Genomic DNA, 24,954 nt, shown 5'->3' with positions numbered 1-24,954 from the left:
CGTACAGTCAGGTTTAATTAACACAGCCCAGCATAATTATTTACGTCTGCCATTCAAAACGTTAAAAAAAGCGAAATACCTTGCAAACTAAACCCGGTAGTACGGAAAGCCGCTATTTTTCATAGCGCTTGGAGGAATAACGGGGCAGAAACAAACCGAAGTATTTCTGTCATTGCTTTCCAAATTTTCAAGGCTGTTCTTTAAGGCAAAAAAATTAAAAACTTTTATTTCTTCCCCAAACGAGATACACCAATGAACCTATAAATGGCGCCAGTAAAATGATTACAAACCAAATTACTTTTACTGGAAATGCCATTGATGCATTTTTTGAAATATGATACAATGCAATTATTATAAGAGCTAACCAAAGTATGGCTGCGATAATTATAATAATTGCAATTTGATTGCTGCTTTCTACTTGTGCTAATACCATTGCGATGAAGATTTATTAAGCTTCAACAATTCTCTCGCCGATTTGTTGGCGCCACATGGCCTGATATAACCCATTTTGAGCAATTAAATCTTCATGGTTACCTTTTTCAATGATATGACCTTTTTCTAAAACGTAAATCACATCGGCATGCTTAATGGTTGATAAACGGTGGGCAATTAAAATTGTAATGTGATCAGTCAAATCAGAAACTGATCTGATTGTTTTGGTTATTTCTTCTTCTGTAATAGAATCTAAAGATGAAGTAGCCTCATCAAAAACTAAAATATCAGGTTGACGAAGTAATGCCCTTGCAATAGATAAACGTTGTTTTTCTCCACCTGAAACTTTAACGCCACCTTCGCCAATTAACGAATCTAAACCTTTATCGGCTCTAGCTAATAAAGTTTGGCAAGCCGCCTGATTCAATACCTTATAACACTCTTCATCGGTTGCTGTTGGATTAACGAATAGCAAATTTTCTCTAATTGTTCCTGAAAATAGTTGGGTATCTTGAGTTACAAAACCAATTTTCTCGCGTAAGGCATCTAAATCAATATCGTTACTTCGTGTACCATTGTAGAGTATTTCGCCATCTCTTGCAGGATACAAACCAACTAAAAGCTTTACTAAAGTAGATTTTCCGGAACCCGATGGACCAACGAAAGCAATGGTTTGTCCGTTATGTGTATCGAAGGAAATGTTTTCAAGTGCATTTCTATTTGCAGTTAAGTGTTTAAAGCTAACATCTTTAAAAGCGAGTTCTTTAATCTTTTTAATGGATATTGGGTTGGCAGGTTTTTTATCAACCGATGTACTTAAAATCTTTTTGAAATTACCTAAAGATACTTCAGCCTCTCGCCAGGCTAAAATTACATTGCCCAATTCTTGCAGCGGACCAAATAAGAAAAATGAATAAAACAAAAAAGAGAAGTATTGTCCGGGAGAAATGGTATTGTCGAAAATTAAAAGTAATAGTACCACAATCATAGAACTCCTTACCAGGTTAACGGTTGTGCCCTGAACAAAGCTCATGCTTCGAACATATTTTACTTTTTTAAGTTCTAAACCTAAAATTTTGTAAGTGGTTTTGTTCAGTCGTTCAATTTCCTGATCGGCCAAGCCCAAACTTTTTACCAATTCGATATTCCTTAAAGATTCTGTTGTTGAACCTGCAAGCGCAGTTGTTTCGCCAACGATAGAGCGTTGTATGGTTTTAATTTTTCTGCTTAGGAACCAGCTTACAAAGCTGATAATTGGAATTGCAGCGAAATAAACTAACGTTACCTTATAGCTGATGGAAACGGAGTAAACAATTACGAAAACCATCCCAATTAAGCTTACAAAAAGCACACTAATAAATGATGTGATGAACTTTTCAGAATCTAACCTAACTTTTTGTAAAATGCCTAAGGTTTCACCACTTCGCTGGTCTTCAAAAACCTGATATGGTAATTTTAAGGAATGCTGCAAACCATCAGCATACATTTTGGCGCCAACTTTTTGTACGATAACGCTGGTAAAATAATCCTGAAAGTTTTTAGCAATACGCGAAATCATTGCAGCACCAATGGCTAAACCAATGAAACCTAAAGCGCCCCAGATGTATGTGCTTTTACTTGTGAATGATGCTCGTTTGTTAATGTATAAATCTAAAATCCTACCGGTAAAGTAAGGATCCATTAAAGAAAAGCCAATATTTACACCTGCAAGCAATAACGCCAAGGCCACAATCCACTTGTGGTTTTTCAGGTAGTCTAATAATAATCCCATTAAGTTTTGTTGTTTGTTAATGCAAACATAAAAAAAGGGAACGGATAAAAATCCATTCCCCTTTTTTATGACTTTTTAGAAAGATACAGATGTAACTTTCTATATTAAAATCCGTATCTCAAACCAATTTGTGCTTGCCAAGGATTACCTGATGGGATTACGATACCAGCGTTATTTACACGGTAATTAAATGATCTTGTAGTTGCGTTGTAATTCGGAACTGCAGGAATTTCTGGTGTAGTTGGTGTTGCAGCAATTAAAGGTGTGCCATTTAATGCATATAAAGCCTGACTTCCTAAAGTTTCGTTTACACCCCATTTTTTATTTAGTAAGTTACCTAAGTTGAAAACATCTCCGGAAACTTCAATAGTATGGTTTTTATAAATCTTAAACTTTTTGCTTATTCTTAAATCAACAATACCAAAGAAATCATTTATACCACCATTACGCTCCGCAATCTGACCTGCGTATTTTGTGATATAATCTTTTAAACTTTGACTCGCGGCCGGGTTGTTTAGTAAAGTTTGTAAACCAGTACGTATGTTTTGTGGTACGCTTGTGTTGTTTGGGTCGAAAATGAAAGCTAAATCGTTAGTAGCAACAAAATCGCCGTTATTATTTACGCCAGATAATAGACTGTAACGTGTGCCGCCAATTCCAGAGTAACGAACACCAATTGTAACGCCATAAAATGTTGGTAAAGTTCCATAAACAACAACTTTACTTCTGAAATGATTATCAGAATAGCTCATTTTACTTAAATCTCTTGGGTCATCTTTCACAGGTAATGATAAAGTTGCTGTATTGGCTACGTTACCATTATAAGATGTGTTATCTTTTGAATCATTGTATGTATAACTTGCTGAGATTTCTCCATCCTTGAAATAATTCCAAGTTGCATCTAATACAACAGCAAATTGATTTACTCTACCCTTGCTGTTTAATTCTAACACACGACCGAAAGCGTTACTTAAACGACCTGTTTTCCAATCTGCCGCACCGTTTGCTGGTATTATAGGAACAAATACACCTCTGTTGGCTTCGTTAGGTAAAGTGAAGTATGGGTTTGCCGCCATATTTCTATCAACATACATATAATTGTTACGGCCTAAGGTAACATAGCCAGTAATACCAACTTTAAATTTATCTGTAAGTAATTTACTGTATGAAAGATTCGCTTTGTAAACCACCGGCACCTTTGCGTCTTCTGCGTACGTATTAATTGTAGGAACTTGTTGAGCTGTTAAAGTTGGCGTGGCAACCGTTCCATTTCTATAACCAATAAAGTTAGGTGTTGGTACATCCCCTGCAAAAGCATCAACGGTAGCGAAGTGTTTACCATCGAAGGTTAGGTTATTAATGGTCATGTAATTATTTATATCTGAACCGAAAATACCCGCTCCAAAACGAACAAAGTCTGTTCTGTTTTCATTGATATCCCAGTTAAATTGAATTCTTGGCTGAACCAAAAACTGTTTCAATTCATTATCAGTTCTAACACCAATAGCATTAAATAAGGCTTGGTTTAAAGGCGATTTTGGATAGATACTATAATCTACACGTAAACCTCCAACGAAATCTAAGCCTTTAGCCAATTTAGTTTGCATTTGGCCATAAGCTGCTACATTCCAAATTCCAGCTTTAACGGTTGGGTCTGCAACAAGTGGAACTTCACGATAGAATCTATTTGGAACCAAGTTATTAAAGTTTTGCAATGATGAAGCCGTTGTAGAATTGGTATATTCGAAACGACCATTTACCTCGCTACCATAAAGTGATTTTGCATTGGTGTACATTACATCAACACCAAATGTGTATTTGATTTTATCGGTGTTGTAATAGAAGTTATCAACCAATTGGAAAACGTTATTGGTAAAACCTTCTTGGCCAAAACGGTGACCACCAATTTGAATAGCAGTATTTGCAGCAGAACCGTCAGATAAAGTAGATTGCACGTTACCAACAATTGCTCTTGGAATTGCAAACGAAAGTTGGTCGTTTTGTGTACTCGCCTGATATGTATATAAATGCTGAACTTTTAATTCGTTAGTTACTTTGCTATTAATTGTCGAACGTAATGTAGCCAATAAGCTGTTATCAACATTCTTATCATTACCATAACTCTCATAAAAGTTAATTGCTGTATTATCTGCTAAACCCAAAGGATTTCTATCGTTTGTATAGTTATCACGAATGGTTAACAAATTTCTGTCGTTAATTTGCCAGTCTAAACGGGCAAACGCTGCATCAGAACCACGTTTTTTATCAAACGAACCGTATTGCTCTGTGTTTGCAACACCATATTTTGTTTGTGCAATTGCCAAGAAATTAGCTAATGTAGAATTGGTTATTCTAAATCTAGCTTCATCAGCAGGGCCATTAATATCAGCAATGATTAACGGGCGGGAATCCTTTTGATGATCTAAACCTACAAAATAATGTAATTTATCTTTAATGATAGGTCCGCCTAATGTAAATCCATATTGATAAGTTGAGAATTCATTATCACGTTTAATACCTCTGATGTCATAAGGACTGGCTAACCAATCTGCACGACCATAAACGAAAGCACTTCCACTGATATCATTCGTACCTGATTTTGTTACGGCAGTAACGGTACCACCACCCGCTCTACCTAATGTTACATCGTACTGATTTGTAACCACTTTAAATTCTCTCACTGCCTCAATTGAAATGGAATAAGGCGCACCACTTCTGCTGGTTGTACTACCCGCCGATGTTGGATTCTTAGCATTCATACCATCAATAGTATAATTTGTAGAAGAACCCAATTGACCAGATATACCGCCGCCACGACTTAATGGTGATAAATCCATCAAATTTGAGAAGTTACGACCATTTACTGGTAATTGATTCATTGTTTTGGCAGAGATTTCGGTTGAAGCACCAAAGTTTTGAACTTTGTTTCTTAAACCTGATGCCACCACTTGCACCGCTTCTAAATTTTGCGAAGCTTCTTGCATAGAAATGGTAACTTTTACCACATCGCCAAGGTTTAACATATAGCCGCTTCTGGTTTGCTCACCAAAACCAACAAATTGCGCTTTGATTGAATAAGGTCCACCTAAAGGAAGTTCTTTAAAGGTGTACTCACCTTGTGCATTGGTTGATGTTCTGGTTGTAAAACCAGTGGAATTGTTTCTTACTTGAACGGAAGCACCAGGAATTGGTTTCTTTTGTTCATCGGTTACGATACCTGAAATGGATGCTTGCGTAGTTTGTGCTTTTAGGGAACTAGAAACACAAAAACACAGCATTAATACTGCGAATAGTAAATTTTTGACCATAATTAGTTTCTGATTTTATGGTGCAAAGTTGATGTTACCGTGTTAACTGAAGTTCGATTTTAGATTAAGAAATGATTGTGAAATTGTAGGTTTTATGGCTTAATGTTAAAATAAAAAGCAAAATCGAAATTGATCGATGGAATTTTGCAGTCAGTTGATTCAAGCCCAATGTTTCATTTTTATATAGGTTTACATTAGATAAAGAATAATATTTCTAAACCGATTGGATTGATTATTTAGGTAAGCTATAGGTTACTTTACCATTTTGGTCAAGAAAGTTTAATTTAGCTACTCCATTCGAATCTACCAGTAGTTTTAACCTCGGTTTTCCCATACGATCTGCTAATATAACCATTGCCGTTTTCTCCTCATCTTTGCCTACGAAAACGCGTTGGGCGTAAGCTTTTTGCCCATTTTTTGGCTCCATCAGTTTCTTTAACAATGCCTCTTTTTCACTACCATCGGGAAGTGTTTGTGCTTTTTTATAAGCTGCCCGCCATTGCCAAAATGGAGGAGAAGTTTGCCAATCATCAATATGCAGACCAGTACTTTGCTCACCATTACTATCTGCATATTGTAGGTAAAGTACCTGGTTCTGATTGTATTGGTCGAAAGATAAATGGCCTGTGGCAGAATATTTACCTGTAGAGTCTTTGCCACCCATAAAAACGAGTCCACCATTTTCAGTGCCTTCATCATTAAAGAAAATAAGACCGGGACGTGTTCCGCCGGGAATAGGTGGCGTAAAGCCTTTACCGTAGGCCAATACTTCAGGCGAACGGCTTTTATTGGAAATAACCATTCTCAATGCTCCATTCTTTTCAACTATGTTAATTCTTTCGGCTGATATTTCCTCAAAATGTTGCATTCCAGATTTTTTGAAGGCAAGTAGTCCACTAGCAATAAAGGTGAATGTTAAAATAACGGCATACCATTTTAGTAATGATAATTCCTTCTGCATCTTAGCGATTTGGTTTTCCATTGTTTTTTTGATTGAAATTTGTAGAAAATGAAGAGTGAGAAGGAAATTAAAGAAGATAATAAATAGTTCTTGTGATAAGCTTTTGGTTTTTAAATTTATAAAATAAAAACCTCCATCAAAACTAATCGATGAAGGTTTTTTAAATTAGAAAAATCAAATCTATTTTTTCTCAGCGGTATATTTATCACTGAATTTTTTATCCAATTGTTTGTGCAAATTATCCAGGTTAATATCTCTTCCCTGAATAAAAGCCTGCTCAACTTTATTGGTTCTCATGTCTAAAGCATCACCTGCAGATATAAATAAAGTAGCATCTTTTCCGGTTTCTATACTTCCGGTAGTTTTATCAATACCCATTGCTTTTGCAGCATTTAGGGTAATTGTTGATAAAGCTTTTTCTTTATCCAAACCCCAAGCGGTAACCGTACCGGCCATAAACGGAAGGTTGCGTTGTTGCCAGTAACCATCAATGCTCAGTACTACATTTAAGCCTGCGTTTGCTAAAACAGCAGCATTTTTGTATGGCATATTTACATCATCATCGTTATTGTTTGGTAAAGCATGAGGTTGTTTAACCACAACAGAAATGTTATTGTCTTTTAAGAAATCGATAACTAAATAAGCTTCATCAGCCCCGGTAATTACCGGAGTAATGCCGAATTTTTTGGCAAAGTTGACAGCAGCAACGATGTCTTTCTGACTTTCAGCAGCAATAAATAATTTTTCTGCGCCAGAAAAAACTTTCTTCATGGCATCAAAACGATTATTAATTACCTCAGGTTTGCCCATTTCTGAATACGCTTTGGCTTCTGCAAAAAATGAATTTAGTTGACTAATTGCAGCTTGTGTACGTTCATTTAGCAATTCTGGTGATGTAGCCGGGCCTCTACCAAAACCACCAAATCCTCCTCTAAAACGTGGTGTAACTGGCCAGGTCATGTGCATGGCGTCATCTGTTTTTACAGCAGCATCTTCCCAATTCCAGGCATCCAACTGAACAACCGAAGAACTTCCTGAAACTGTTCCGCCTTGAGGTGTTGGTTGCGCCATCAAAATACCGTTGCTTCTTAAAGTAGCCGGAACTTTCGAATCGGTATTATACGCAACAATAGAACGAATGTGTGAATTGTAATCACCAATTTCCTGATAATCTAAAGTTGCTTTTATCGATTCTGTTTCGATTAAACCTAAGTTTGTTGTCGCCGCAATTAAGCCCGGGTAAATGTGTTTTCCAGACGCATTAATATTCATAACATCACCTTGTGGTACTTGTCCGCCGGCAGTAACCGATATAATTTTTCCATTACCAAAAAGGATTGTGCCATTTTCGATGACTGTTCCATTGCCTACATGTACAGTTGCGCCAGTTATCGCGATGGTTTTGGTTTGTTTTTTTGCAGGCGATATGTTGGCTTGAGCAAAACACATCAGACTTGATGCTGATAAAGCTAAACCCAGTAAATATTTTATGTTAGTTTGCATGTTCTTTCTCATTTAATTCTGCTGAATATTCTTCTAAAGTTTCGCAATTGTAAAGGCGTGGTGCATTCCCAAACGGACGTTGTGTGCGAACGCCGCTGCTTTTGCTATCCAACATCTTCTGAATTAAACGAGCTTTCTCTGCTTGTTGCGTTTTGATGGTTATAGCATCTTTTTCCATATCCCAATAGGCAATGCCATCAACAAAAGTTTTTTCTGCTTTTGCATAAATAGAAAGCGGTGCTGCCGACCAGATTACCACATCAGCATCTTTTCCTGGTTTTAAACTTCCTACTTTATCATCAATATGAAGCATGCGGGCAGGATTTAGAGTCACAAATTTTAATGCGTCTTCTTCCGGTACGCCACCATACAGAATGGCTTTTCCAGCTTCCTGATTTAAGTGACGAGCCATCTCAGCATCATCAGAGTTGAAAGCAGTTGTTACACCAACGTTGTGCATAATTTTTCCGTTGAAAGGAATAGCTTCTGCAACTTCATTTTTATAAGCCCACCAATCTGAAAAGGTAGAACCTGCAATACCATGAGCTTTCATTTTATCGGCTACTTTATAACCTTCTAAAATGTGTGTAAACGTATTGATTTTGAAACCCAAGCTATCTGCAACATGGATTAACATGTTAATTTCACTTTGCACATAAGAGTGACAAGTAATAAAGCGTTTGTTATTTAAAATTTCTACGATTGCATCTAATTCTAAATCTCTGCGAACGCTGTTGCCTTTAACTTTCATCGCTTTTTCGTATTCTTTAGCACGGGTAAATTCATCAACAAAAGTTTGCTCAACACCCATGCGTGTTACCGGGAAACGTGCACCTGTACCAAAATTACTTTGCTTAACGTTTTCGCCTAATGCAAACTTGATGAAACCATCAGAACCTGCAAATTTTAATTCTTCAGGCGCTTTACCCCAACGTAATTTAATTAATTGAGATTGGCCACCAATTGGGTTTGCTGAACCATGTAAAATTTGAGAAGTTGTAACACCACCCGCCAATTGGCGATAAATGTTTACATCTTCTGAGTTGATAATATCTGAAATGCGAACTTCTGCTGAAACAGATTGCGCACCTTCGTTAATACCACCGCTACCGGCAATGTGCGAATGTTCATCAATAATTCCAGCCGTAACGTGTTTGCCCGTACCATCAATTACTTTTGCGCTTCCTGCAGATAAATTTTTACCAACAGCTTTAATTTTTCCGTTTTCTAAAAGTACATCGGCGTTTTGAAGAACACCTTCTTTTTCATTTGTCCAAACGGTAGCATTTTTAATTAATACACTTTCTTGTTTTGGCAATTCTGCATTTCCAAAAGCACCAAATGGATAAAGTAAAGTACCAACTGCTAAAGTTGGTTTTGGTTCATCGCGTTTAGGCATTTCTTTTGCCGCATCTTTATATGTTGCAGTAAACTTGCCAAAAGTTCCATCGGGTAATGCTGCTTCACCTTTAAAAGTTAAAGGACTAGCAGAGGTTAAGTAACCGCTCAAGCGAACATCGCCTTTTGGGTTTTTCTTTAAGTTAAAATTGATGCTTACCCAATCGCCATTTCTGGTAAAAGTTGCCGTTGTTTTAACACTATCAACCCCGCTTCTTTCGATAGCTGCTGTTGAGCCACCAGTAGTTCCGGTAATTTTTAATAACAAGCCACCGCTAATGCCATCAACGATTAAGTTGTAATTTCCACGAACATCTGATACATCCATTTTATTAACGATGTAACGTTTACCTTGCACCCAGTTTTCGAAAATGATGTTTTCTTTTTTGAATAAATTATCTGATGAGATTAAAAAGTTAGCCACTTTGCCTTTTTCCAAACTACCAACTTTATCGCTAATACCTAAAAATGAAGCAGGAATTTCTGTAATCGATGATAGGGCTTGTTTTTCAGTTAAACCATTTTCAATCGCAGTGCGGATATTTCCCCAAAAATCACGGGTATTATCTAATCCAAAAGCAGTTAAAGCAAACTTAATTCCTGCTTTTTCTAATGCAGCAGGATTTGTTGGTGCCATTTCCCAAGCTTTCATTTGGGTTAAAGTAATGTTTCTAGCTTCCGCAGGATCTTCCACATCGTAAGCTTTAGGAAAAACCAATGGAATAATTAAACTTGCACCAGTAGCTTTAACTTCTTTAATCCTTTGATATTCATCGCCAGTAGATTTGATGATGTACTGTTTGCCAAATTCCTTAGCGATTTTATCAGCACGAAGTACATTTGCCCAACCATCAACCTCGAAAATTTGAGGCATTGTTTGCTGTTTGCCGAATTCTTCAAGCGAAATATTGTACTCTTCCTTTTGCTTGCCATACCATTGAGCATCGTAATAGGTTTGGCGCAGCAATGCGATTGAACCCATTAACGATGTTGGATAATCATTTGATGATGACCCTTTGTTAAATGAATAGTTTGCTGCGGTTTGGTCTTTTAAAAACACGTTGTTATCAGAACCCTCATTTAAAGTTACAGCTGCTGATACACCACGAGCAATACCATCGCGACTTATAGAATTTACACTTCCGAAACCGGCCTTACGTAGATCATCAGCTTTTTTACTATCAACAGTAAAAATTGATTTAACTTGGGTTTCTGGACGGATGGATTCATTCCAGCCGTAAGCACCTTTTTTGGTGGATACAAAAATGGATTGACGCTGACCGCCACCTGCAAACCCACGACCCTGAACAGTTACCTCAGGAATTCCGTAGCTTGTAAAAGCATCAATAAGCGAAGGATAAACAAATTTTCCTTTTAAATCTACAACAACATAACCTTTAGGTACAGCCAAACCCGAGCCAACAGCCTGAATGGTAGAACCTTTGATTAATAATGTTGCATTTGTTAGAGTTTGATTGGCATTAACTACAATTGTTGCATTTGTGAAGGCAAACATACCTGGTCTGGTGTCGTAAGAACCATTAACCGGATAGGTAGTTTGCTGCGCAAACAGAATTGTAGAGGAAAATACCAGCACAAAGGCGAGTAAAATTTTCTTCATAATATGTTTAGGGGGTTTATTTTGTTTAAAACTAATATAAATTAATGTTGAAGTTGCTTGTTAACCTATTTTTTACAATTAATCGTTACTTTTGACCAACAAAATATCATAACTATGTATCAAATTTTAAAAAGTGCCCACTCTGGATGGCGCTATATTGTTCTTATTCTATTAGTTGTAGCTGTAATCAAAGCATTATCGGGTTGGTTAGGTAATAAAACCTATACAGAAGGCGATAGAAAGTTAAATGTATTTACTTTAATAAGCGCTCACATTCAATTGCTAATTGGTTTAGCCCTCTACTTTATGGGCGATTGGTACAAAGTAGATAGCAGCAATGCAGTTGGTCGCTATTGGAAAATGGAACACATCAGCATGATGATTATTGCCATTATTTTAATTACCATCGGCAATTCAAAATCAAAAAAACTGGTAGATGCTGTTGCCAAACACCGAACCATCTCCATATTTTTTGGCTTAGCATTGATTATAATTATCGTAACCATTTTATTAATGGTTAAAGATGTACCTGGAAGAAGTTTCTTTGGAGTTTCTTAAAGGCATTTAATCGCAAAGCGCACAAAGTTGAGCAAAGATTTTTTTACAACAGAGCACACCAAGATTTCACAGAGGGCACAGCGAAAAATATATAAGTTTAATGTGCTTTGGGCCTCTTTTTTATTTTCTCTGTGGTAAAATGGTTCTAGAAATCCCGCTTAGCGTTCTTTGCGATTTTACTTTGCTACCTTTGCGGTTAAATATCACTCAACTTATTTGTATAAATATTTCCATTTTTCAAAATTCTTTATATTTTTGTCGCACATGATTAACAATATACATACATGGCTTTGGCAAAGTAATTCAAAACAGAATTGCGCCGGCTGCGTATGAGGAAAATATTTTTATCAACCTAAAACTTAAAAGAACCATTAAAGCCCGGCGTAGAACCACACGTCGGGCTTTTTATTTATTAATAATTTCGTTATAGCTTTTTATTTTGCAATGTCGACAACAGAGAAAAAATGTTTAAAATAACCACCACTTATAAAAAATTACTTGCCGATACCACAACACCAGTAAGCATTTATTTGCGTTTACGCGATGTTTACCCGAACAGTATTTTATTGGAAAGTTCCGATTACCATAGTCGCGAAAATTCAATGAGTTTTGTTTGTGCAGACCCAGTTGCAGGAATCATCTTAAAAGGCAATAGGTTGGAAAGTTATTTTCCAGACGGATCGGTTGAAATAACCGATGCTGACAACCTAACAGAACAAATATCTGCGTTTAAAAACAAATTTATAGAAACGGAAATACCGGAGATAAAATTTATTACAAGCGGTTTATTCGGTTATTTTACCTGGAACGCCGTTCAACATTTTGAAGATATTAAATTCGTTTCTGAAACTCCCGAAGGTGAAGAAATTCCTGAAATGCAATACCATTTGTACCGATACATAATTGCAATTGATCATTTCAAAAACGAAATTACTTTATTCAGAAATACATTTGATGGTGAAGAAGAAGGTGGTTTGGAAAAAATGGAATACCTGATTCAGAATAAAAACTACCCTGAATATAAATTTCAAACCAAAGGCGAAGAAACTTCAAACCTAACCGATGAGGGCTTTATTCAGTTAGTAGAAAAGCTTCAAAAGCATATTTATCGTGGCGATGTTTTTCAGATTGTGCCCTCAAGAGCTTTTAAACAGGCATTTGTTGGAGATGAATTTAATGTTTACAGATGTCTGCGTTCTATAAATCCATCGCCATATTTATTTTATTTTGATTATGGAAATTTTAAGCTTTTTGGTTCATCTCCCGAAGCTCAGATTACCATAAAAAACAATACCGCAAATATTTTCCCAATCGCAGGTACTTTTAAACGCAGTGGAAATGATATTGAAGATGCAGAACAGGCTAAAAAGTTAGAGCAAGACCCAAAAGAAAGTGCCGAACACGTAATGCTTGTAGATTTGGCTCGAAACGATTTGAGCAGACATTGCAATCGGGTAGAAGTAAAATCTTTTAAAGAAGTTCAATATTACTCGCACTTAATTCATTTAGTAAGTAAGGTTAGCGGCAATTTACAGGATGATGTAAGCGCTTTTAAAGTAGTTGCAGACACTTATCCGGCCGGAACTTTAAGTGGTGCGCCGAAATATAAGGCCATGCAACTGATTGATGAAAATGAAAAACTTGGGCGTAACTTTTACGCTGGAGCTATAGGTTTTATGGGCTTTAACGAAGATTTTAATCATGCCATTATGATTAGAACTTTTATGAGCAAAAATAACGAACTGCATTATCGTGCCGGTGCGGGCATTGTTGCAGATTCGGTTCCTGAAACCGAAATGCAGGAAGTGAATAATAAGATTGCCGCTTTACGGAAAGCGATAGAAATGGCGGTAGGTATTTGATGTAGGATGTAAGATGGATGATGTGTGAATAAGCTAAAAAAAAAATGGAAAGAGATATAAACAATAATATTCACTCTTCAGAGGGTAAGGGTAAAGTTCTGGTAATTGATAACTATGATAGTTTCACTTATAACCTGGTTCATTTGATTAATGAAGTTGGTTACGATGCTGAGGTTTGGCGTAATGATAAATTCGAACTCGCCGATGTTGAGCAGTATGACAAGATTTTACTTTCTCCCGGTCCCGGAATTCCTGAAGAAGCTGGTTTACTGCTTGATGTTATTAAAACTTATGCGCCAACAAAAAGTATTTTTGGCGTTTGTTTAGGTCAACAGGCTATTGCCGAAGCTTTTGGAGGTACACTTTTAAATCTAGGTCGACCAATGCATGGTATTGCTACCCCGGTTACCGTTGTTGATGGAGAAGAATCGTTATTTTGGGAGTGCCCGCAAACCATTAATGTTGGTAGATACCACAGTTGGGTGGTGAGCAAAGAAAATTTCCCGGCATGCTTAAAAATTACTGCCAGAGATCATAAGAATGAAATTATGGCTTTGAGACACGAAACACTTGATGTAAGAGGAGTTCAGTTTCATCCCGAAAGCGTATTAACGGAGTATGGAAAGCAGATGATGCAGAATTGGTTGACATCTTAAAAAAAACTCGTCATTGCGAGGCACGAAGCAATCTTAATGCTTAGGGTTAAACACCTGGCAAACGTCGGAAGATGGCTTCATACATCGCAATGATGACCTATAGAAAAGTAAATGAATATTTTAGATAAAATCGTATTACGCAAACAACAAGAGGTAGCCGATGCGAAAGCATTAGTTTCTATTAAGGATTTGGAGCAATCCACTCACTTTAAAAGAACCCCTTATTCCTTCAAAGAATTCTTACTGGCTGAAGATAGAACCGGAATTATCGCTGAATTTAAACGTCGTTCGCCTTCGAAAGGATTAATTAATGGGACTGCTGATGTAGCTGAAGTTACAAAAGCATACAATTATGCTGGAGCTTCTGCACTTTCTGTTTTAACTGATGTAGATTTCTTTGGAGGTAAACCAGATGATATTCTAGCCGCAAGGGCTGCAAATGATATCCCGATTTTGAGAAAAGATTTCATGATTGATGAATACCAGATTTTAGAAGCCAAAGCCTGGGGAGCAGATATTATTCTTTTAATCGCCTCGATATTAACACCAAAACAAATTAATGATTTTGGAAAATTTGCGCAAAATTTAGGTTTAAATGTGCTTTTAGAAGTGCATAATTTTGAAGAATTGGATAGAAGCATTTGTCCGCATTTAGATGCGATTGGTGTAAACAATAGAAACCTTGGTGATTTTACCGTTAACATTCAAACATCCTTCGATTTGGTTAATAAAATTCCAAACGAGTTTTTGAAAATTTCTGAAAGCGCAATCAGTAACCCTAAGATAATAAGTGATTTAAAAGCTGCCGGATTTAACGGGTTTTTAATCGGAGAAAATTTTATGAAAACGGATAATCCCGGGTTGGCAATGCAAGAATTTGTCAGCGAAATTTAGATAAAAGATTGATTCCTTTTAATACCCAAAAGGAGAATATTTTTTCTAATGGTTTGATTTTTCCATTTGCTTGATATTGATGGTTCGCAAGCGCAATGAAACTTTTGTATTGGTAACAGGATAGTTTTTGAAAATTTAAGCGTGGTTTTTTTAGAACATTTGTTTTCGTTAAGCTGCTAAAAATAGAAATAGATACCAAAAAACAGGTATATACAAGTACCTGTAAACTGGCATTTTTTCAATATAAGGGTGCTTTGGCATTTTTTTTGGCTTTCGGCAATAATAAATTAAAAACTAAAAAGCTATGAAAAAAATCAAAACATTACTATCGCTATCGCTAATTTTAACTTTATTCTTTGCCTGCAAAAAAGATAACGATACTCCATCTGGTGGTGCGCATAAAGTTATATATAAAGCTGTTGGCTCAGCTGGTACAAACATTAATATTGCAGTTACCGCCACCGGAGTTTCAGGCGGAACAGAAACTTTTACAAGTTTAACTGGTAGCACCTGGACTAGCCCAGAATATACTTTTCCTGCAAATGCAGTTGTTGCAACAGCGGCCGTTAGTGGTACAGGACCTTCAGCTACATCAACATTAAAAGTGCAGATTTTTGTGGATGGCGTAATGAAAGCCGAAGGAAATTCTACAGGTACCATATTAAGCGCACAGGGAACCTATTCTTTTTAAACCTATTTTACCTAGATTTTGTTAAAAGCTACATTGTTAAATGTGGCTTTTTTTATTTGTTAAATGCGCTATCCTAAAATTACTCAGAAAGCGTTACTTCAACTACCAAAAGCTGTTACTTTAAGTTTCTGATTCTTAAAAAACATTTATTACTTCTATATGGTTTGTAAATGAAATTACACATTTGCAAATTGTGTATATTTGTACACTTTACATGGGAAAACAGAAATTATATGATACTGCGGTTCAGCAGGAGCGAGCCATTTTGGTGGGTGTAATTACGCCTGGCGAAAAGGAGGAGCAAACAAAGGAATATTTAGATGAGCTGGCTTTTTTAGTGGAAACAGCGGGTGGAATGGTTGAAAGAAACTTCACCCAAAAAATGTTGAAGCCAGAACGTGCTACTTTTGTTGGTACAGGAAAGCTTGAAGAAATTAAGGCCTTCGTAAAATCAGAAGAAATTGATACCGTTATTTTTGATGATGAATTATCGCCATCTCAATTGCGAAATATTGAGCGTGAAATTGGGGTTAAAATTTTAGATAGAAGTAACTTAATTCTCGATATTTTTGCCAATCGGGCACAAACTGCTCAGGCAAAAACACAAGTAGAACTTGCTCAGCTGCAATATTTATTGCCACGATTAACAGGTATGTGGACGCACTTAGAGCGCCAAAAAGGTGGTATTGGTATGCGTGGTCCTGGTGAAACGCAGATTGAAAGTGATAGGCGAATTATTTTAACTAAGATTTCGTTATTAAAAGAGCGACTGCGTTTAATAGATAAACAAAACGAAACCCAACGTAAAAATCGTGGTCAGTTAATTCGGGTTGCTTTGGTTGGCTATACGAATGTTGGTAAATCTACCATTATGAACATGCTTTCGAAATCGGAAGTGTTTGCAGAGAACAAACTTTTTGCAACTTTAGATACCACCGTTAGAAAAGTTGTAATAGAGAATTTACCATTTTTACTTTCGGATACTGTAGGATTTATACGCAAGCTGCCTCACCATTTGGTAGAGTGTTTTAAATCTACCTTGGATGAAGTTCGCGAAGCTGATATTTTGATACATGTTGTAGATGTTTCTCACCCAAATTTTGAAGATCAGATACATATTGTTAATGAAACTTTGAAAGATATTGGTGCTGCCGATAAAGACACAATTTTAGTTTTTAATAAAATTGATGCTTATGCTGCGCCTGAAGAGGATGATTTAGTAGCTTTCGAAAATGGAAAGATGAACCTTGCAGATTTCAAAAAAAGTTGGATGAGCCACGGTAAATCGCCGGTTTTATTTATATCAGCAACAGAAAAAGAAAACATCGAGGAGTTTAAAAAACTATTGTACGATAAGATAAAAGCTGCACACACAGCTAGGTATCCTTATGATAGTAATTTGTTGTATTAATAGCAATTATAATAATCAAGTAACAATAAACAATTATCAAATAAAACCTAAAGTATAATTTTTTAGCTTGATTTTTTAATTATTGCATTAAATATTAACATGAGTTGATAGGCTTCATTTGATAAGGTTGATTTTTTTAGTTTGAGTTCAGGTTTGTCTTCAATGTCTATCAGTTCTAGCCAAAGTCTAGTTTCTTTGGCCTCTTTGCGACAAACTTTTAATCGGTATATAAAATCTGCTTTACTCAGCGATTCGTTTGCTTCTATGTAATTGGCCGCGACTGAACCAGATGAACGAACAACTTGTTTTATATCTTGAATATTGATCACTGAATGCGTAACGGTTTTACAAAATGCTCTCGTAGATTGAGCAAATAAAAATGTTCTTTCTTCAAGATTAAAATTGGTGCCGCTGCTCATTAATTAAATATAAGTATTTTTACAAAGAATTATTATTCATTCAACATTAACCGCAACATGGTCTGATAATTGAATATTAGTAATTGAAAATTTTATTATCATGGAAAGTAAACGTCAGCAGAAATTTGCAGGAGTAATACAGGAAGAATTAGCACAGATTTTTCAGCGTGAGGGTGGCGCATTTTTGCCAAATACATTGGTAACGATAACTCGTGTTCGGGTATCTCCCGATTTATCAGTTGCAAAGGTTTATCTGAGCTTTTTTAACACCAATAATACATCGCTCTCCATTAATACCGTAAATGCTCATACAGGCGAAATCAGATACAAACTTGGTTCAAGAATTCGCCATCAGGCCAGAGTTGTGCCTGAACTTACATTTTTTGTAGATGATACCAATGAGTACGTAGAAAAAATGGATAATCTTTTTGAAAAAATTGCTAAAGAACCAAGACAAAAAGAAGAAGACAGCGAATAATTTTCCATGAAAACTTTTGAACACGTTATTCGTGATAATGCTTCTTTCTTAGGAAAGGTAATCGATTTTAATAAAGATTTTGATAAGCTTTTGCCGCTTGATTTCACAAAGCAAAACACAGAACTTACCGATGAAATTCTTCAAGATACCGACCTATTTTCTGCTTGGGTTAATCAAAAGCTAGGTAGTGCCGAAGCACGTTATGGTATTGGAGGTTATGATGAACATAGAACGATATACTCTAGAAGTTCTCATTTTAATACAGTAGAAGAACCCAGGCGCCTGCATTTGGGTGTAGATATATGGGCACCAGTTGGAACACCCATTTATAATTTTTACGATGCTGTAGTTCATAGCTTTGCTAACAATAATAACTTTGGCGATTATGGCGCAACAATTATTTTAAGTTACGAGATTGATGGTTTAAAGTTTAATGTGCTTTACGGACATTTAAGTTTAGCATCTCTTGATGATTTATATGAAGGTAAATTTATAGCAGCAGGCAAAAAGATAGCCGAACTTGGTGCAAAAGAAGAAAATGGTTACTGGCCACCGCACTTACATTTTCAGGTTATTAATGATATAGAAGGTTTTAACGGCGATTATCCAGGCGTTTGTAAGTTTAGCGAACGAACAAAATATTTAGCCAATTGCCCTGATCCAAACTTAATCCTTAAATATTCGTTTTATTAATTTACGTATGCTTTGAGCATATTTTTGTAGATTAGAATAATGATAAAATTTATAGTTTTTGGTTTGATTTTTTGCAGCCACTTTGCAATGGCACAGGTGCAATTTAAAAACGGACCATCTGGTTTTGCTTCATTTCTCAAAAGCAATACAATTTATCCTCAATTTTCTAAACAGAATTGTATTCAAGGAACTGTTAATATCAGTTTTAAATTAGATTTAGCTGGTAATGTTTATTCATCAAAAATTACAAAGGGAATTATTTCTGATTTAGATAACGAAGCGTTGCGTTTGGTACGAATGAGTAGTGGAAAGTGGCAGGTTCCGACAGGATATGATACTACAACGGCAGTTATTGTGCCTGTAAATTTTAAGTTATCTGGGTATAATTGCGAAGGAAAAACGACCTCTCAAATTAAATCGTCTATAATTGCTTATGAAGCTGAAGAAGGATTGACAAACGCAGTAATTAATTTTTACAAAAATAAAAGTCAGGCGAAACCAGAGCAAGAAGTTCAGATATTAGCAATAAAATCTCAGTTGGGTATTGACGATGAATATTTAGATGAATTAATAAATACAGCGCTAAAAAAAATAAAGCAAGGCGATAAACAAGGAGCGTGTGAAGATTTTAATCTGGTTAAAAATTTGGGAAGTAATAAAGCAGAAGATTATCTTGCAAAATATTGTAAGTAATGCGTTTAACCACTAAAATTTTTGCCTTATTGGATGTTATCAGCATCTGTCTTTTAGCTTATCCATTTTGGAGCATCGTAACTCATCTCAATGAAATTCCTGATCAGACTTTATCTCAAATCAGGGTTATTTTAACTTTACCGATGTTTGTTTTATTGTTTGTTTCGGCAATAGGTTTGTTTCTTTTTAAAAAAGCAGGCTTTATTGCTTATTACATCCAATTTCCGTTTCGATTAATAGTTTGGGTTTTTTCAATAGGCTTTATAACACTTTTGCCCGAAATTTTAAATCTAAACCAAAGCTGGTTTGATATACTTTTTAAAATCTGTTTTATAGCAGAATTTTTTAGGTTGTATTTTACAATTCAAATCCACCGTCAAAGATTATAATCTTAATTATCTTTTAGAACTAAAGCATAGTTTCAAAATTTGATTATAATATTCTATTTAGTAAATCACATTAATCGCGTCAGGTAAAATCTTTGCCTCAACCGAATTTATTTTGCCAATGTACTCCCCATCAACCTGAAAATGAACTTTGTGTTTAGAAACAATTTTAACCTCATCAGTTTGAAAAACTTCAATCTTTTTAGGATTAAACGGTAATTTGGTAACCCAAATTTTAATAATTTCTAAATAGGAATAGTCTTTTACCAATATAATTTCGAACAATTTATCATCTAATTTCCCATCTGGATTTATTTTTAAACCCGAACCATACATAGTCGCATTGGCTATAGCAACCATTGCCGCTGCCGATTTTATGGTTTCACCTTTCAGTTTTAATTCTACTACAACCCTTTTGTGGTTCCACAATGCATGCCAGGTCGCTTTTGCATAACCCCACATACCACGTTCTGGCAATGCATCAAATTTATTTACCAGATAGGCATTGAAGCCTAAATCAGATAAGTGTATGCATATTTCATCATTAATTTTAACAGCATGAATTTTTTTCGGACTACCAATTTCAAGAAAGTTTAATGCCTCGGTAATATCAATCGGTATGCCCAATTCTTTTGCCATACCATTTGCAGAACCTGCGGGGATAATACCAATCGGTGTTTCCGTATTGAGCAAACATTCGGCAACCAGTTTTAAGGTTCCATCGCCACCAACAGCAATAACTTTATCTGCATTGGCAGTATCAATTTTATTTTTTATTTTATCAATCGAACAATCATCTGGCAATTCAAAAAGTTCTACTTCGGTATCTTTTTGAGCAAAATGGTTAGAAATTACTTCTTTTAAGTTTAATTTGTGACTACCCGAACCTGGGTTTATTATAAATAGTAATTTCATATTAGAACAACCTCATTAGGTCATCATCAAAACAACTTATTACAAACTCTGTTTTAAATATATATGAATAAATCTGTTAGTGTAAAAGTATATCATGGATATGGGCATACTCAAAATTTAGTTGTTTATGGTCATGTTTTTAAACGCAGAGCTAAAACAAAACAGGTTTACAGCAATAATCTTTTCGTAAATATTGTTCATTTATTAAAGCTTTTTGTACTTAAACCCTATCCGTTCATAACAGTTCGGCTTAAATTCTTAGCACAAGCTATAGAAAATAAAACTGAAGCAGATGGCTTCTTTAAGTTCGAATGGAAAGCAGAAAGTGATGTAGCTGCTGGTTGGCATCAGGTAACAGTAGAAGCAATTGACGAGCAAGGGAATGTTTTAAATTCTGGAGAAGGGAAAATTTACGTTCCACACATCACACAATACGCTTTTATATCTGATGTTGATGATACGGTTATGATTTCCCATTCAGCCACAATTGGAAGGCGGTTGAGAGAGTTGTTTATCAAAAATCCCCACACCAGAAAAACTTTCCCTTATGCTGCAAATCATTATCAATTGTTGGCAATTTCAAACACAGAAATCAATCAGCCAAATCCGTTTTTTTATGTAAGCAGTAGTGAGTGGAATTTATACGATTACCTTCTCGAAACCTTTAAATACAATAAGCTGCCCGATGGAGCTTTCCTTTTAAACACCCTAAAACGCTGGAAGGATTTAATTAAAACAGGCAAAACCGGGCATGAGGGAAAATTACTGAGGGTGACGAGAATACTCGATGCTTTCCCAAACCAGAAGTTTGTTTTTTTTGGTGATAACTCTCAGCAAGACCCTCACATTTATTCGATGATTGCAGAAAAATACCCAGACAACATTAAGGCCGTTTATATTAGAAACATTCGCCCCGAAAAAGAAGTGGAAACGAAGGAATTATTGCAAAAGATTGAAAATCAAAATGTTCATACTTGCCTCTACAAAAACAGCGAGGAAGCAATTGAACATTCTAAATCTATCGGATTAATTCATTAACATTTTTTACAGTTTTCATTTTAATTAAAAGAAAGTTTTTTCTATAATTGCAGCCCGATAAAAGCCTCCTTAGCTCAGCTGGTAGAGCAACTGACTTGTAATCAGTAGGTCATTGGTTCGATTCCGATAGGAGGCTCTTTTAATTTAAGATTGCAGGTAATTGAGTTTGAATTTCTGCTACAAATAATACTCCCCTTTTAAAATCTAATAGCCTTTATCAGCATTTTCATTCGTAAATCTAAAATTGTAGATTCGCTTTATGTCAACATATTTTTCAGCTGATTGGATTTTTCCTGTTTCTAGTCCGCCAATAAAAAATGGTATTGTAGAGGTAAACTCAGAAGGTGAAATCATAGCTGTTTTTACGGAAGAGCGTGGAGAAAATCTTAATATTGAAAAACTGAAAGGTGCAATTGTTCCCGGATTTATCAACACACATTGCCATTTAGAATTATCACATTTGTTAGGTAAAATCTCCGAACGTACGGGTTTGGTAGATTTTGTTAAACAGATAATTTCTGGTCGCCAGGCAGAAAACGATGAAATTAAATTGGCAATGCAAAATGCTGATAAACAAATGTATAACAATGGAATTGTTGCTGTTGCAGATATCTCCAATCAAATTTCATCAAAAGAAATTAAGCAAAAGAGTAAAATATACTACCACACTTTTGTAGAAGCAATGGGTTTTAATCCGGAAAGAGCTAAAGCTATAATGGATTATGCAATAGGTATAAAGAACGAATTTTTTCCTTTGCCGGCTTCTGTAGTTCCGCATGCTCCATATTCACTTTCTCCAGAACTTTTTAAGTTAATTAATGAAGAGGCTGAAAGCGACGAAGCATTTATTAGCATTCATAATCAGGAAACAGTAGAAGAAAACTCGTTTTTTACAGATAAAACTGGTGGTTTTTTAGAACTCTATAAATTTCTTGGTTTAGACATTGGCTTCTTCAAACCAAGTGGAAAATCATCATTACAAACCTGGTTGCCTAATATAAAAAACCAAAAGTTACTATTGGTGCATAACACGGTTTCAAGTAAAGAAGATATTGAATTTGCATTACAAAATCATCATAATTTATATTGGTGTATTTGTCCGAATGCCAATTTGTACATAGAGGATAAATTGCCAGACGTAAATTTATGGATGGAAAAAGACCTGAAAATAACCATGGGTACGGATAGCCTGGCCAGTAATAACCAACTTAATATTTTAGCCGAAATGAAAACTTTGCAACAGCTTAAAAATGTTGGTTTTGAAAGCTTATTGCAGTGGGCCACAATTAATGGGGCAGAATTTTTAGGCTTAGATAGGCAATTAGGAACAATTGAGGTTGGTAAAAAACCTGGTTTAAACTTGGTTTCACTATCAAAATATTTTACGATTGAAAATGATGTTGTAATAAAATTAGTTTAAGGATTTATGATGGTAACTATTGTTCAATAATAAGTTTTATGTATTTTTGAGTATATGGGAACATTAATAGTACATCCTGAAAATAAAGAGCAACTATCTGCGCTTAAAGCTTTTATGAAAGCCTTCAATATTGCATTTGAAGAAAACAAGTATCCATATAACGCTGATTTTAATAATAAGATGAAAATTAGTAAACAGCAAGCAAAAGATGGTAAAACCGTTAAGGTTAGTTTGGATGAAATATGGAAATAGAGTTTACTCTAGTTGCGTTAGAAGATTTAAAATACTTTAAAAAATCTGGAAATAATTCTATTTTAAAAAGGGTTAGATTACTCCTAGAAGATATTCAAATGAACCCTTTTACTGGAATTGGTAAACCAGAAGCACTAAAATACGAACAATCAGGTAGTTGGTCTAGAAGAATTAACCAAGAGCATCGCTTAATTTACGGGGTAAAATCCGAGATCATTATTATTTATTCTCTTCGTGGGCATTATAGAAAATAAAATCGGATGCTGAACCCAATCTGTAAACTTTTTAAGATAAAATACCCGATTATTCAAGCTGGTATGGTTTGGTGTAGTGGTTGGAAACTAGCTTCTGCAGTTTCTAATGCTGGTGGTTTAGGCATCATTGGTGCAGGTTCTATGTATCCAGAAGTTTTACGGTTACATATTCAAAAATGTAAACTCGCAACCAATAAACCTTTCGGAGTTAATATTCCTTTATTGTATCCAAATATTCAGGAAATAATCGATGTTGTAATTCAAGAAGAAGTTGAAATTATTTTTACTTCGGCAGGTAATCCGGCTACTTGGACAAGCATTTTGAAAGATAAAGGCATTACAGTTGCGCATGTTATTGCAAATACAAAGTTTGCCTTGAAGGCACAAGAAGCCGGGGTTGATGCCATTGTTGCCGAGGGTTTTGAAGCTGGTGGACATAATGGAAGAGAAGAAACCACAACAATGTGCTTAATCCCAATGATAAAAGATGCGGTAAAAATTCCGGTTATCGCCGCTGGCGGAATTGGAAGCGGCAGAGCTATGCTTGCTGCTTTTGTCCTTGGTGCTGATGCCGTTCAAATTGGTTCTGCTTTTGCCGTGGCAGAAGAATCATCTGCTCATCCTGCATTTAAAAATAGGATTATTTTATCCGCCGAAGGCGATACCAGGTTAGCAATGAAAAAGCTCGTTCCGGTAAGGTTACTCAAAAATGAGTTTGCTGATGCCATTGCAAGTGCAGAGGCAGAAGGTGCAAACCGAATTCAATTATCAGAATTGCTTGGCAAGGCAAGAGCGAAATTAGGAATGTTTGAGGGCGATATGGAAAATGGAGAACTAGAAATTGGACAGGTTTCTGCGATGCTGAAAGAAATAAAACCTGCAAAACAGATTTTAGATGAGATTTGGCAGGAATATTTAGCAAGTTTAAAAAGATTTAAAGATCTACACAATGAATTGCTGTAATTTTCGTCTCAATAAACATTCGGTTTGCTAACTTTACATCTTTAAAATATTTCAGTTAAATATTAATGAAACATCTCGATATTACGATTACCGGAAAAGTTCAGGGCGTTGGCTTTAGAGAAACTACCAAAATTATTGCCAATCAGATGATGGTTCAGGGTTATGTGAGAAATGAAAAAGATGGCTCTGTTTTTATAGAGGCAGAAGGCGACGATGTTTTTCTCGAAGAATTTGTGAACTGGTGTAACGAAGGTCCCGATCGCTCTCGTGTAGAAAATGTTACGGTAAAAGAAGGTGAAGTGAAAAACTATCGTAATTTTGAAGTATTAAGAAAATAAGGAGATTTACAGTTCGAGATTTACGAATTACGTTTACTT

General features: G+C 35.6%; 24 protein-coding genes and 1 tRNA gene. 17 read left to right on the top strand and 8 right to left on the bottom strand.

The genetic code is table 11. The features are described from left to right. Positions 1-214: 214 nt before the first annotated feature. From D7004_RS19525 to D7004_RS19500, 6 genes are all read right to left on the bottom strand, one after another. Positions 215-433, bottom strand: coding sequence for a PLD nuclease N-terminal domain-containing protein (locus tag D7004_RS19525; RefSeq protein WP_123207506.1), 219 nt, complete (start codon positions 431-433; stop codon positions 215-217). A gap of 15 nt (positions 434-448) precedes the next feature. Next, positions 449-2,203 carry an ABC transporter ATP-binding protein gene (locus tag D7004_RS19520; RefSeq protein ID WP_123207505.1) on the bottom strand — a complete coding sequence of 585 codons (1,755 nt, stop codon included), beginning with the start codon at positions 2,201-2,203 and terminating at the stop codon, positions 449-451. Between the two features lie 104 nt (positions 2,204-2,307). Then, positions 2,308-5,511: a TonB-dependent receptor gene (locus D7004_RS19515; RefSeq protein ID WP_123207504.1), complete on the bottom strand. Its 3,204-nt coding sequence runs from the start codon at positions 5,509-5,511 to the stop codon at positions 2,308-2,310. Positions 5,512-5,743: 232 nt separating this feature from the next. Continuing rightward, a complete protein-coding gene (locus D7004_RS19510) occupies positions 5,744-6,493 on the bottom strand; it encodes a hypothetical protein (protein ID WP_123207503.1) in 750 nt (249 codons plus the stop codon). A gap of 159 nt (positions 6,494-6,652) precedes the next feature. Beyond that, positions 6,653-7,975 carry an amidohydrolase family protein gene (locus D7004_RS19505; protein WP_244214389.1) on the bottom strand — a complete coding sequence of 441 codons (1,323 nt, stop codon included), beginning with the start codon at positions 7,973-7,975 and terminating at the stop codon, positions 6,653-6,655. Beyond that, positions 7,965-10,994 carry an amidohydrolase family protein gene (locus D7004_RS19500; RefSeq protein ID WP_123207502.1) on the bottom strand — a complete coding sequence of 1,010 codons (3,030 nt, stop codon included), beginning with the start codon at positions 10,992-10,994 and terminating at the stop codon, positions 7,965-7,967. The genes D7004_RS19505 and D7004_RS19500 overlap by 11 nt, the downstream gene beginning before the upstream one ends. Positions 10,995-11,108: 114 nt before the next feature. On the opposite strand from D7004_RS19500, the gene D7004_RS19495 reads away from it, so the two are divergent. The 6 genes from D7004_RS19495 (at position 11,109) to hflX (ending at position 17,066) form a co-directional block, all read left to right on the top strand. Continuing rightward, on the top strand, positions 11,109-11,552 hold the full coding sequence (locus tag D7004_RS19495) for a cytochrome B (protein ID WP_123207501.1): 444 nt from the start codon (positions 11,109-11,111) through the stop codon (positions 11,550-11,552). Between the two features lie 464 nt (positions 11,553-12,016). Next, complete coding sequence (locus tag D7004_RS19490) at positions 12,017-13,414, top strand: anthranilate synthase component I family protein (RefSeq protein WP_123207500.1); 1,398 nt, start codon at positions 12,017-12,019, stop codon at positions 13,412-13,414. A gap of 44 nt (positions 13,415-13,458) precedes the next feature. Then, positions 13,459-14,070 (top strand): anthranilate synthase component II, encoded by a 612-nt coding sequence (locus D7004_RS19485; protein ID WP_123207499.1) that lies wholly within the window; start codon positions 13,459-13,461, stop codon positions 14,068-14,070. A 111-nt stretch (positions 14,071-14,181) separates the two neighbouring features. Continuing rightward, the gene (trpC, locus tag D7004_RS19480) at positions 14,182-14,964 is read left to right on the top strand and encodes an indole-3-glycerol phosphate synthase TrpC (RefSeq protein ID WP_123207498.1); all 783 of its coding nucleotides are present in this window, start codon (positions 14,182-14,184) and stop codon (positions 14,962-14,964) included. Positions 14,965-15,268: 304 nt separating this feature from the next. Continuing rightward, positions 15,269-15,655 (top strand): hypothetical protein, encoded by a 387-nt coding sequence (locus tag D7004_RS19470; RefSeq protein WP_123207496.1) that lies wholly within the window; start codon positions 15,269-15,271, stop codon positions 15,653-15,655. Between the two features lie 214 nt (positions 15,656-15,869). After that, positions 15,870-17,066 (top strand): GTPase HflX, encoded by a 1,197-nt coding sequence (hflX, locus tag D7004_RS19465; RefSeq protein ID WP_123207495.1) that lies wholly within the window; start codon positions 15,870-15,872, stop codon positions 17,064-17,066. A gap of 62 nt (positions 17,067-17,128) precedes the next feature. Here the strand turns inward: hflX and D7004_RS19460 are convergent, their stop codons facing one another. After that, the gene (locus tag D7004_RS19460; protein WP_123207494.1) at positions 17,129-17,485 is read right to left on the bottom strand and encodes a four helix bundle protein; all 357 of its coding nucleotides are present in this window, start codon (positions 17,483-17,485) and stop codon (positions 17,129-17,131) included. Positions 17,486-17,585: 100 nt separating this feature from the next. Here D7004_RS19460 and rbfA point away from each other — a divergent pair, with 100 nt between their 5' ends. From rbfA to D7004_RS19440, 4 genes are read left to right on the top strand one after another with little or no spacing between them, the layout of a single operon-like run. After that, complete coding sequence (gene rbfA / locus D7004_RS19455; protein WP_208646888.1) at positions 17,586-17,963, top strand: 30S ribosome-binding factor RbfA; 378 nt, start codon at positions 17,586-17,588, stop codon at positions 17,961-17,963. A 6-nt stretch (positions 17,964-17,969) separates the two neighbouring features. Then, positions 17,970-18,656 (top strand): peptidoglycan DD-metalloendopeptidase family protein, encoded by a 687-nt coding sequence (locus tag D7004_RS19450; protein ID WP_123207492.1) that lies wholly within the window; start codon positions 17,970-17,972, stop codon positions 18,654-18,656. Positions 18,657-18,695: 39 nt separating this feature from the next. Then, the gene (locus D7004_RS19445) at positions 18,696-19,349 is read left to right on the top strand and encodes a TonB family protein (protein ID WP_123207491.1); all 654 of its coding nucleotides are present in this window, start codon (positions 18,696-18,698) and stop codon (positions 19,347-19,349) included. Further along, positions 19,349-19,738: a hypothetical protein gene (locus tag D7004_RS19440; RefSeq protein ID WP_123207490.1), complete on the top strand. Its 390-nt coding sequence runs from the start codon at positions 19,349-19,351 to the stop codon at positions 19,736-19,738. The genes D7004_RS19445 and D7004_RS19440 overlap by 1 nt, the downstream gene beginning before the upstream one ends. A gap of 57 nt (positions 19,739-19,795) precedes the next feature. On the opposite strand, the gene D7004_RS19435 is transcribed toward D7004_RS19440, so the two are convergent. Beyond that, entirely contained in the window at positions 19,796-20,650 is an 855-nt protein-coding gene (locus tag D7004_RS19435) for a diacylglycerol/lipid kinase family protein (protein WP_123207489.1), read from the bottom strand. 63 nt (positions 20,651-20,713) lie between these two features. Here D7004_RS19435 and D7004_RS19430 point away from each other — a divergent pair, with 63 nt between their 5' ends. The 7 genes from D7004_RS19430 to D7004_RS19400 all read left to right on the top strand — a co-directional run bounded on the left by D7004_RS19430 (position 20,714) and on the right by D7004_RS19400 (position 24,915). Then, positions 20,714-21,688: an App1 family protein gene (locus D7004_RS19430; protein WP_123207488.1), complete on the top strand. Its 975-nt coding sequence runs from the start codon at positions 20,714-20,716 to the stop codon at positions 21,686-21,688. 63 nt (positions 21,689-21,751) lie between these two features. Continuing rightward, positions 21,752-21,824: transfer RNA gene (locus D7004_RS19425), tRNA-Thr, on the top strand. 123 nt (positions 21,825-21,947) lie between these two features. Next, positions 21,948-23,108: an amidohydrolase family protein gene (locus tag D7004_RS19420; protein WP_123207487.1), complete on the top strand. Its 1,161-nt coding sequence runs from the start codon at positions 21,948-21,950 to the stop codon at positions 23,106-23,108. Positions 23,109-23,162: 54 nt separating this feature from the next. Continuing rightward, positions 23,163-23,360: a DUF2683 family protein gene (locus D7004_RS19415; protein ID WP_123207486.1), complete on the top strand. Its 198-nt coding sequence runs from the start codon at positions 23,163-23,165 to the stop codon at positions 23,358-23,360. Further along, a complete protein-coding gene (locus D7004_RS19410; protein WP_123207485.1) occupies positions 23,351-23,614 on the top strand; it encodes a Txe/YoeB family addiction module toxin in 264 nt (87 codons plus the stop codon). The genes D7004_RS19415 and D7004_RS19410 overlap by 10 nt, the downstream gene beginning before the upstream one ends. 6 nt (positions 23,615-23,620) lie before the next feature. Further along, positions 23,621-24,577 (top strand): NAD(P)H-dependent flavin oxidoreductase, encoded by a 957-nt coding sequence (locus D7004_RS19405; RefSeq protein ID WP_123207484.1) that lies wholly within the window; start codon positions 23,621-23,623, stop codon positions 24,575-24,577. Positions 24,578-24,642: 65 nt separating this feature from the next. After that, positions 24,643-24,915: an acylphosphatase gene (locus D7004_RS19400; protein ID WP_123207483.1), complete on the top strand. Its 273-nt coding sequence runs from the start codon at positions 24,643-24,645 to the stop codon at positions 24,913-24,915. Positions 24,916-24,954: the final 39 nt, after the last annotated feature.

The organism is Pedobacter jejuensis, from assembly GCF_003725795.1.
Lineage (GTDB): Bacteria > Bacteroidota > Bacteroidia > Sphingobacteriales > Sphingobacteriaceae > Pedobacter > Pedobacter jejuensis.
Note: the sequence above shows the minus strand (reverse complement) of the source record. Positions and strands in the feature narration are given on the sequence as shown.

Excerpts from the sequence above, each read along its gene's own strand:
- trpC (WP_123207498.1), top strand. The coding sequence starts at position 14,182 with ATGAATATTTTAGATAAAATCGTATTACGCAAACAACAAGAGGTAGCC.
- D7004_RS19505 (WP_244214389.1), bottom strand. The coding sequence starts at position 7,975 with ATGCAAACTAACATAAAATATTTACTGGGTTTAGCTTTATCAGCATCA.
- D7004_RS19405 (WP_123207484.1), top strand. The coding sequence starts at position 23,621 with ATGCTGAACCCAATCTGTAAACTTTTTAAGATAAAATACCCGATTATT.
- D7004_RS19450 (WP_123207492.1), top strand. The coding sequence starts at position 17,970 with ATGAAAACTTTTGAACACGTTATTCGTGATAATGCTTCTTTCTTAGGA.
- D7004_RS19500 (WP_123207502.1), bottom strand. The coding sequence starts at position 10,994 with ATGAAGAAAATTTTACTCGCCTTTGTGCTGGTATTTTCCTCTACAATT.
- hflX (WP_123207495.1), top strand. The coding sequence starts at position 15,870 with ATGGGAAAACAGAAATTATATGATACTGCGGTTCAGCAGGAGCGAGCC.
- rbfA (WP_208646888.1), top strand. The coding sequence starts at position 17,586 with ATGGAAAGTAAACGTCAGCAGAAATTTGCAGGAGTAATACAGGAAGAA.
- D7004_RS19515 (WP_123207504.1), bottom strand. The coding sequence starts at position 5,511 with ATGGTCAAAAATTTACTATTCGCAGTATTAATGCTGTGTTTTTGTGTT.
- D7004_RS19435 (WP_123207489.1), bottom strand. The coding sequence starts at position 20,650 with ATGAAATTACTATTTATAATAAACCCAGGTTCGGGTAGTCACAAATTA.
- D7004_RS19510 (WP_123207503.1), bottom strand. The coding sequence starts at position 6,493 with ATGGAAAACCAAATCGCTAAGATGCAGAAGGAATTATCATTACTAAAA.
- D7004_RS19495 (WP_123207501.1), top strand. The coding sequence starts at position 11,109 with ATGTATCAAATTTTAAAAAGTGCCCACTCTGGATGGCGCTATATTGTT.
- D7004_RS19440 (WP_123207490.1), top strand. The coding sequence starts at position 19,349 with ATGCGTTTAACCACTAAAATTTTTGCCTTATTGGATGTTATCAGCATC.
- D7004_RS19445 (WP_123207491.1), top strand. The coding sequence starts at position 18,696 with ATGATAAAATTTATAGTTTTTGGTTTGATTTTTTGCAGCCACTTTGCA.
- D7004_RS19400 (WP_123207483.1), top strand. The coding sequence starts at position 24,643 with ATGAAACATCTCGATATTACGATTACCGGAAAAGTTCAGGGCGTTGGC.
- D7004_RS19460 (WP_123207494.1), bottom strand. The coding sequence starts at position 17,485 with ATGAGCAGCGGCACCAATTTTAATCTTGAAGAAAGAACATTTTTATTT.
- D7004_RS19520 (WP_123207505.1), bottom strand. The coding sequence starts at position 2,203 with ATGGGATTATTATTAGACTACCTGAAAAACCACAAGTGGATTGTGGCC.
- D7004_RS19415 (WP_123207486.1), top strand. The coding sequence starts at position 23,163 with ATGGGAACATTAATAGTACATCCTGAAAATAAAGAGCAACTATCTGCG.
- D7004_RS19525 (WP_123207506.1), bottom strand. The coding sequence starts at position 433 with ATGGTATTAGCACAAGTAGAAAGCAGCAATCAAATTGCAATTATTATA.
- D7004_RS19470 (WP_123207496.1), top strand. The coding sequence starts at position 15,269 with ATGAAAAAAATCAAAACATTACTATCGCTATCGCTAATTTTAACTTTA.
- D7004_RS19420 (WP_123207487.1), top strand. The coding sequence starts at position 21,948 with ATGTCAACATATTTTTCAGCTGATTGGATTTTTCCTGTTTCTAGTCCG.
- D7004_RS19410 (WP_123207485.1), top strand. The coding sequence starts at position 23,351 with ATGGAAATAGAGTTTACTCTAGTTGCGTTAGAAGATTTAAAATACTTT.
- D7004_RS19430 (WP_123207488.1), top strand. The coding sequence starts at position 20,714 with ATGAATAAATCTGTTAGTGTAAAAGTATATCATGGATATGGGCATACT.
- D7004_RS19485 (WP_123207499.1), top strand. The coding sequence starts at position 13,459 with ATGGAAAGAGATATAAACAATAATATTCACTCTTCAGAGGGTAAGGGT.
- D7004_RS19490 (WP_123207500.1), top strand. The coding sequence starts at position 12,017 with ATGTTTAAAATAACCACCACTTATAAAAAATTACTTGCCGATACCACA.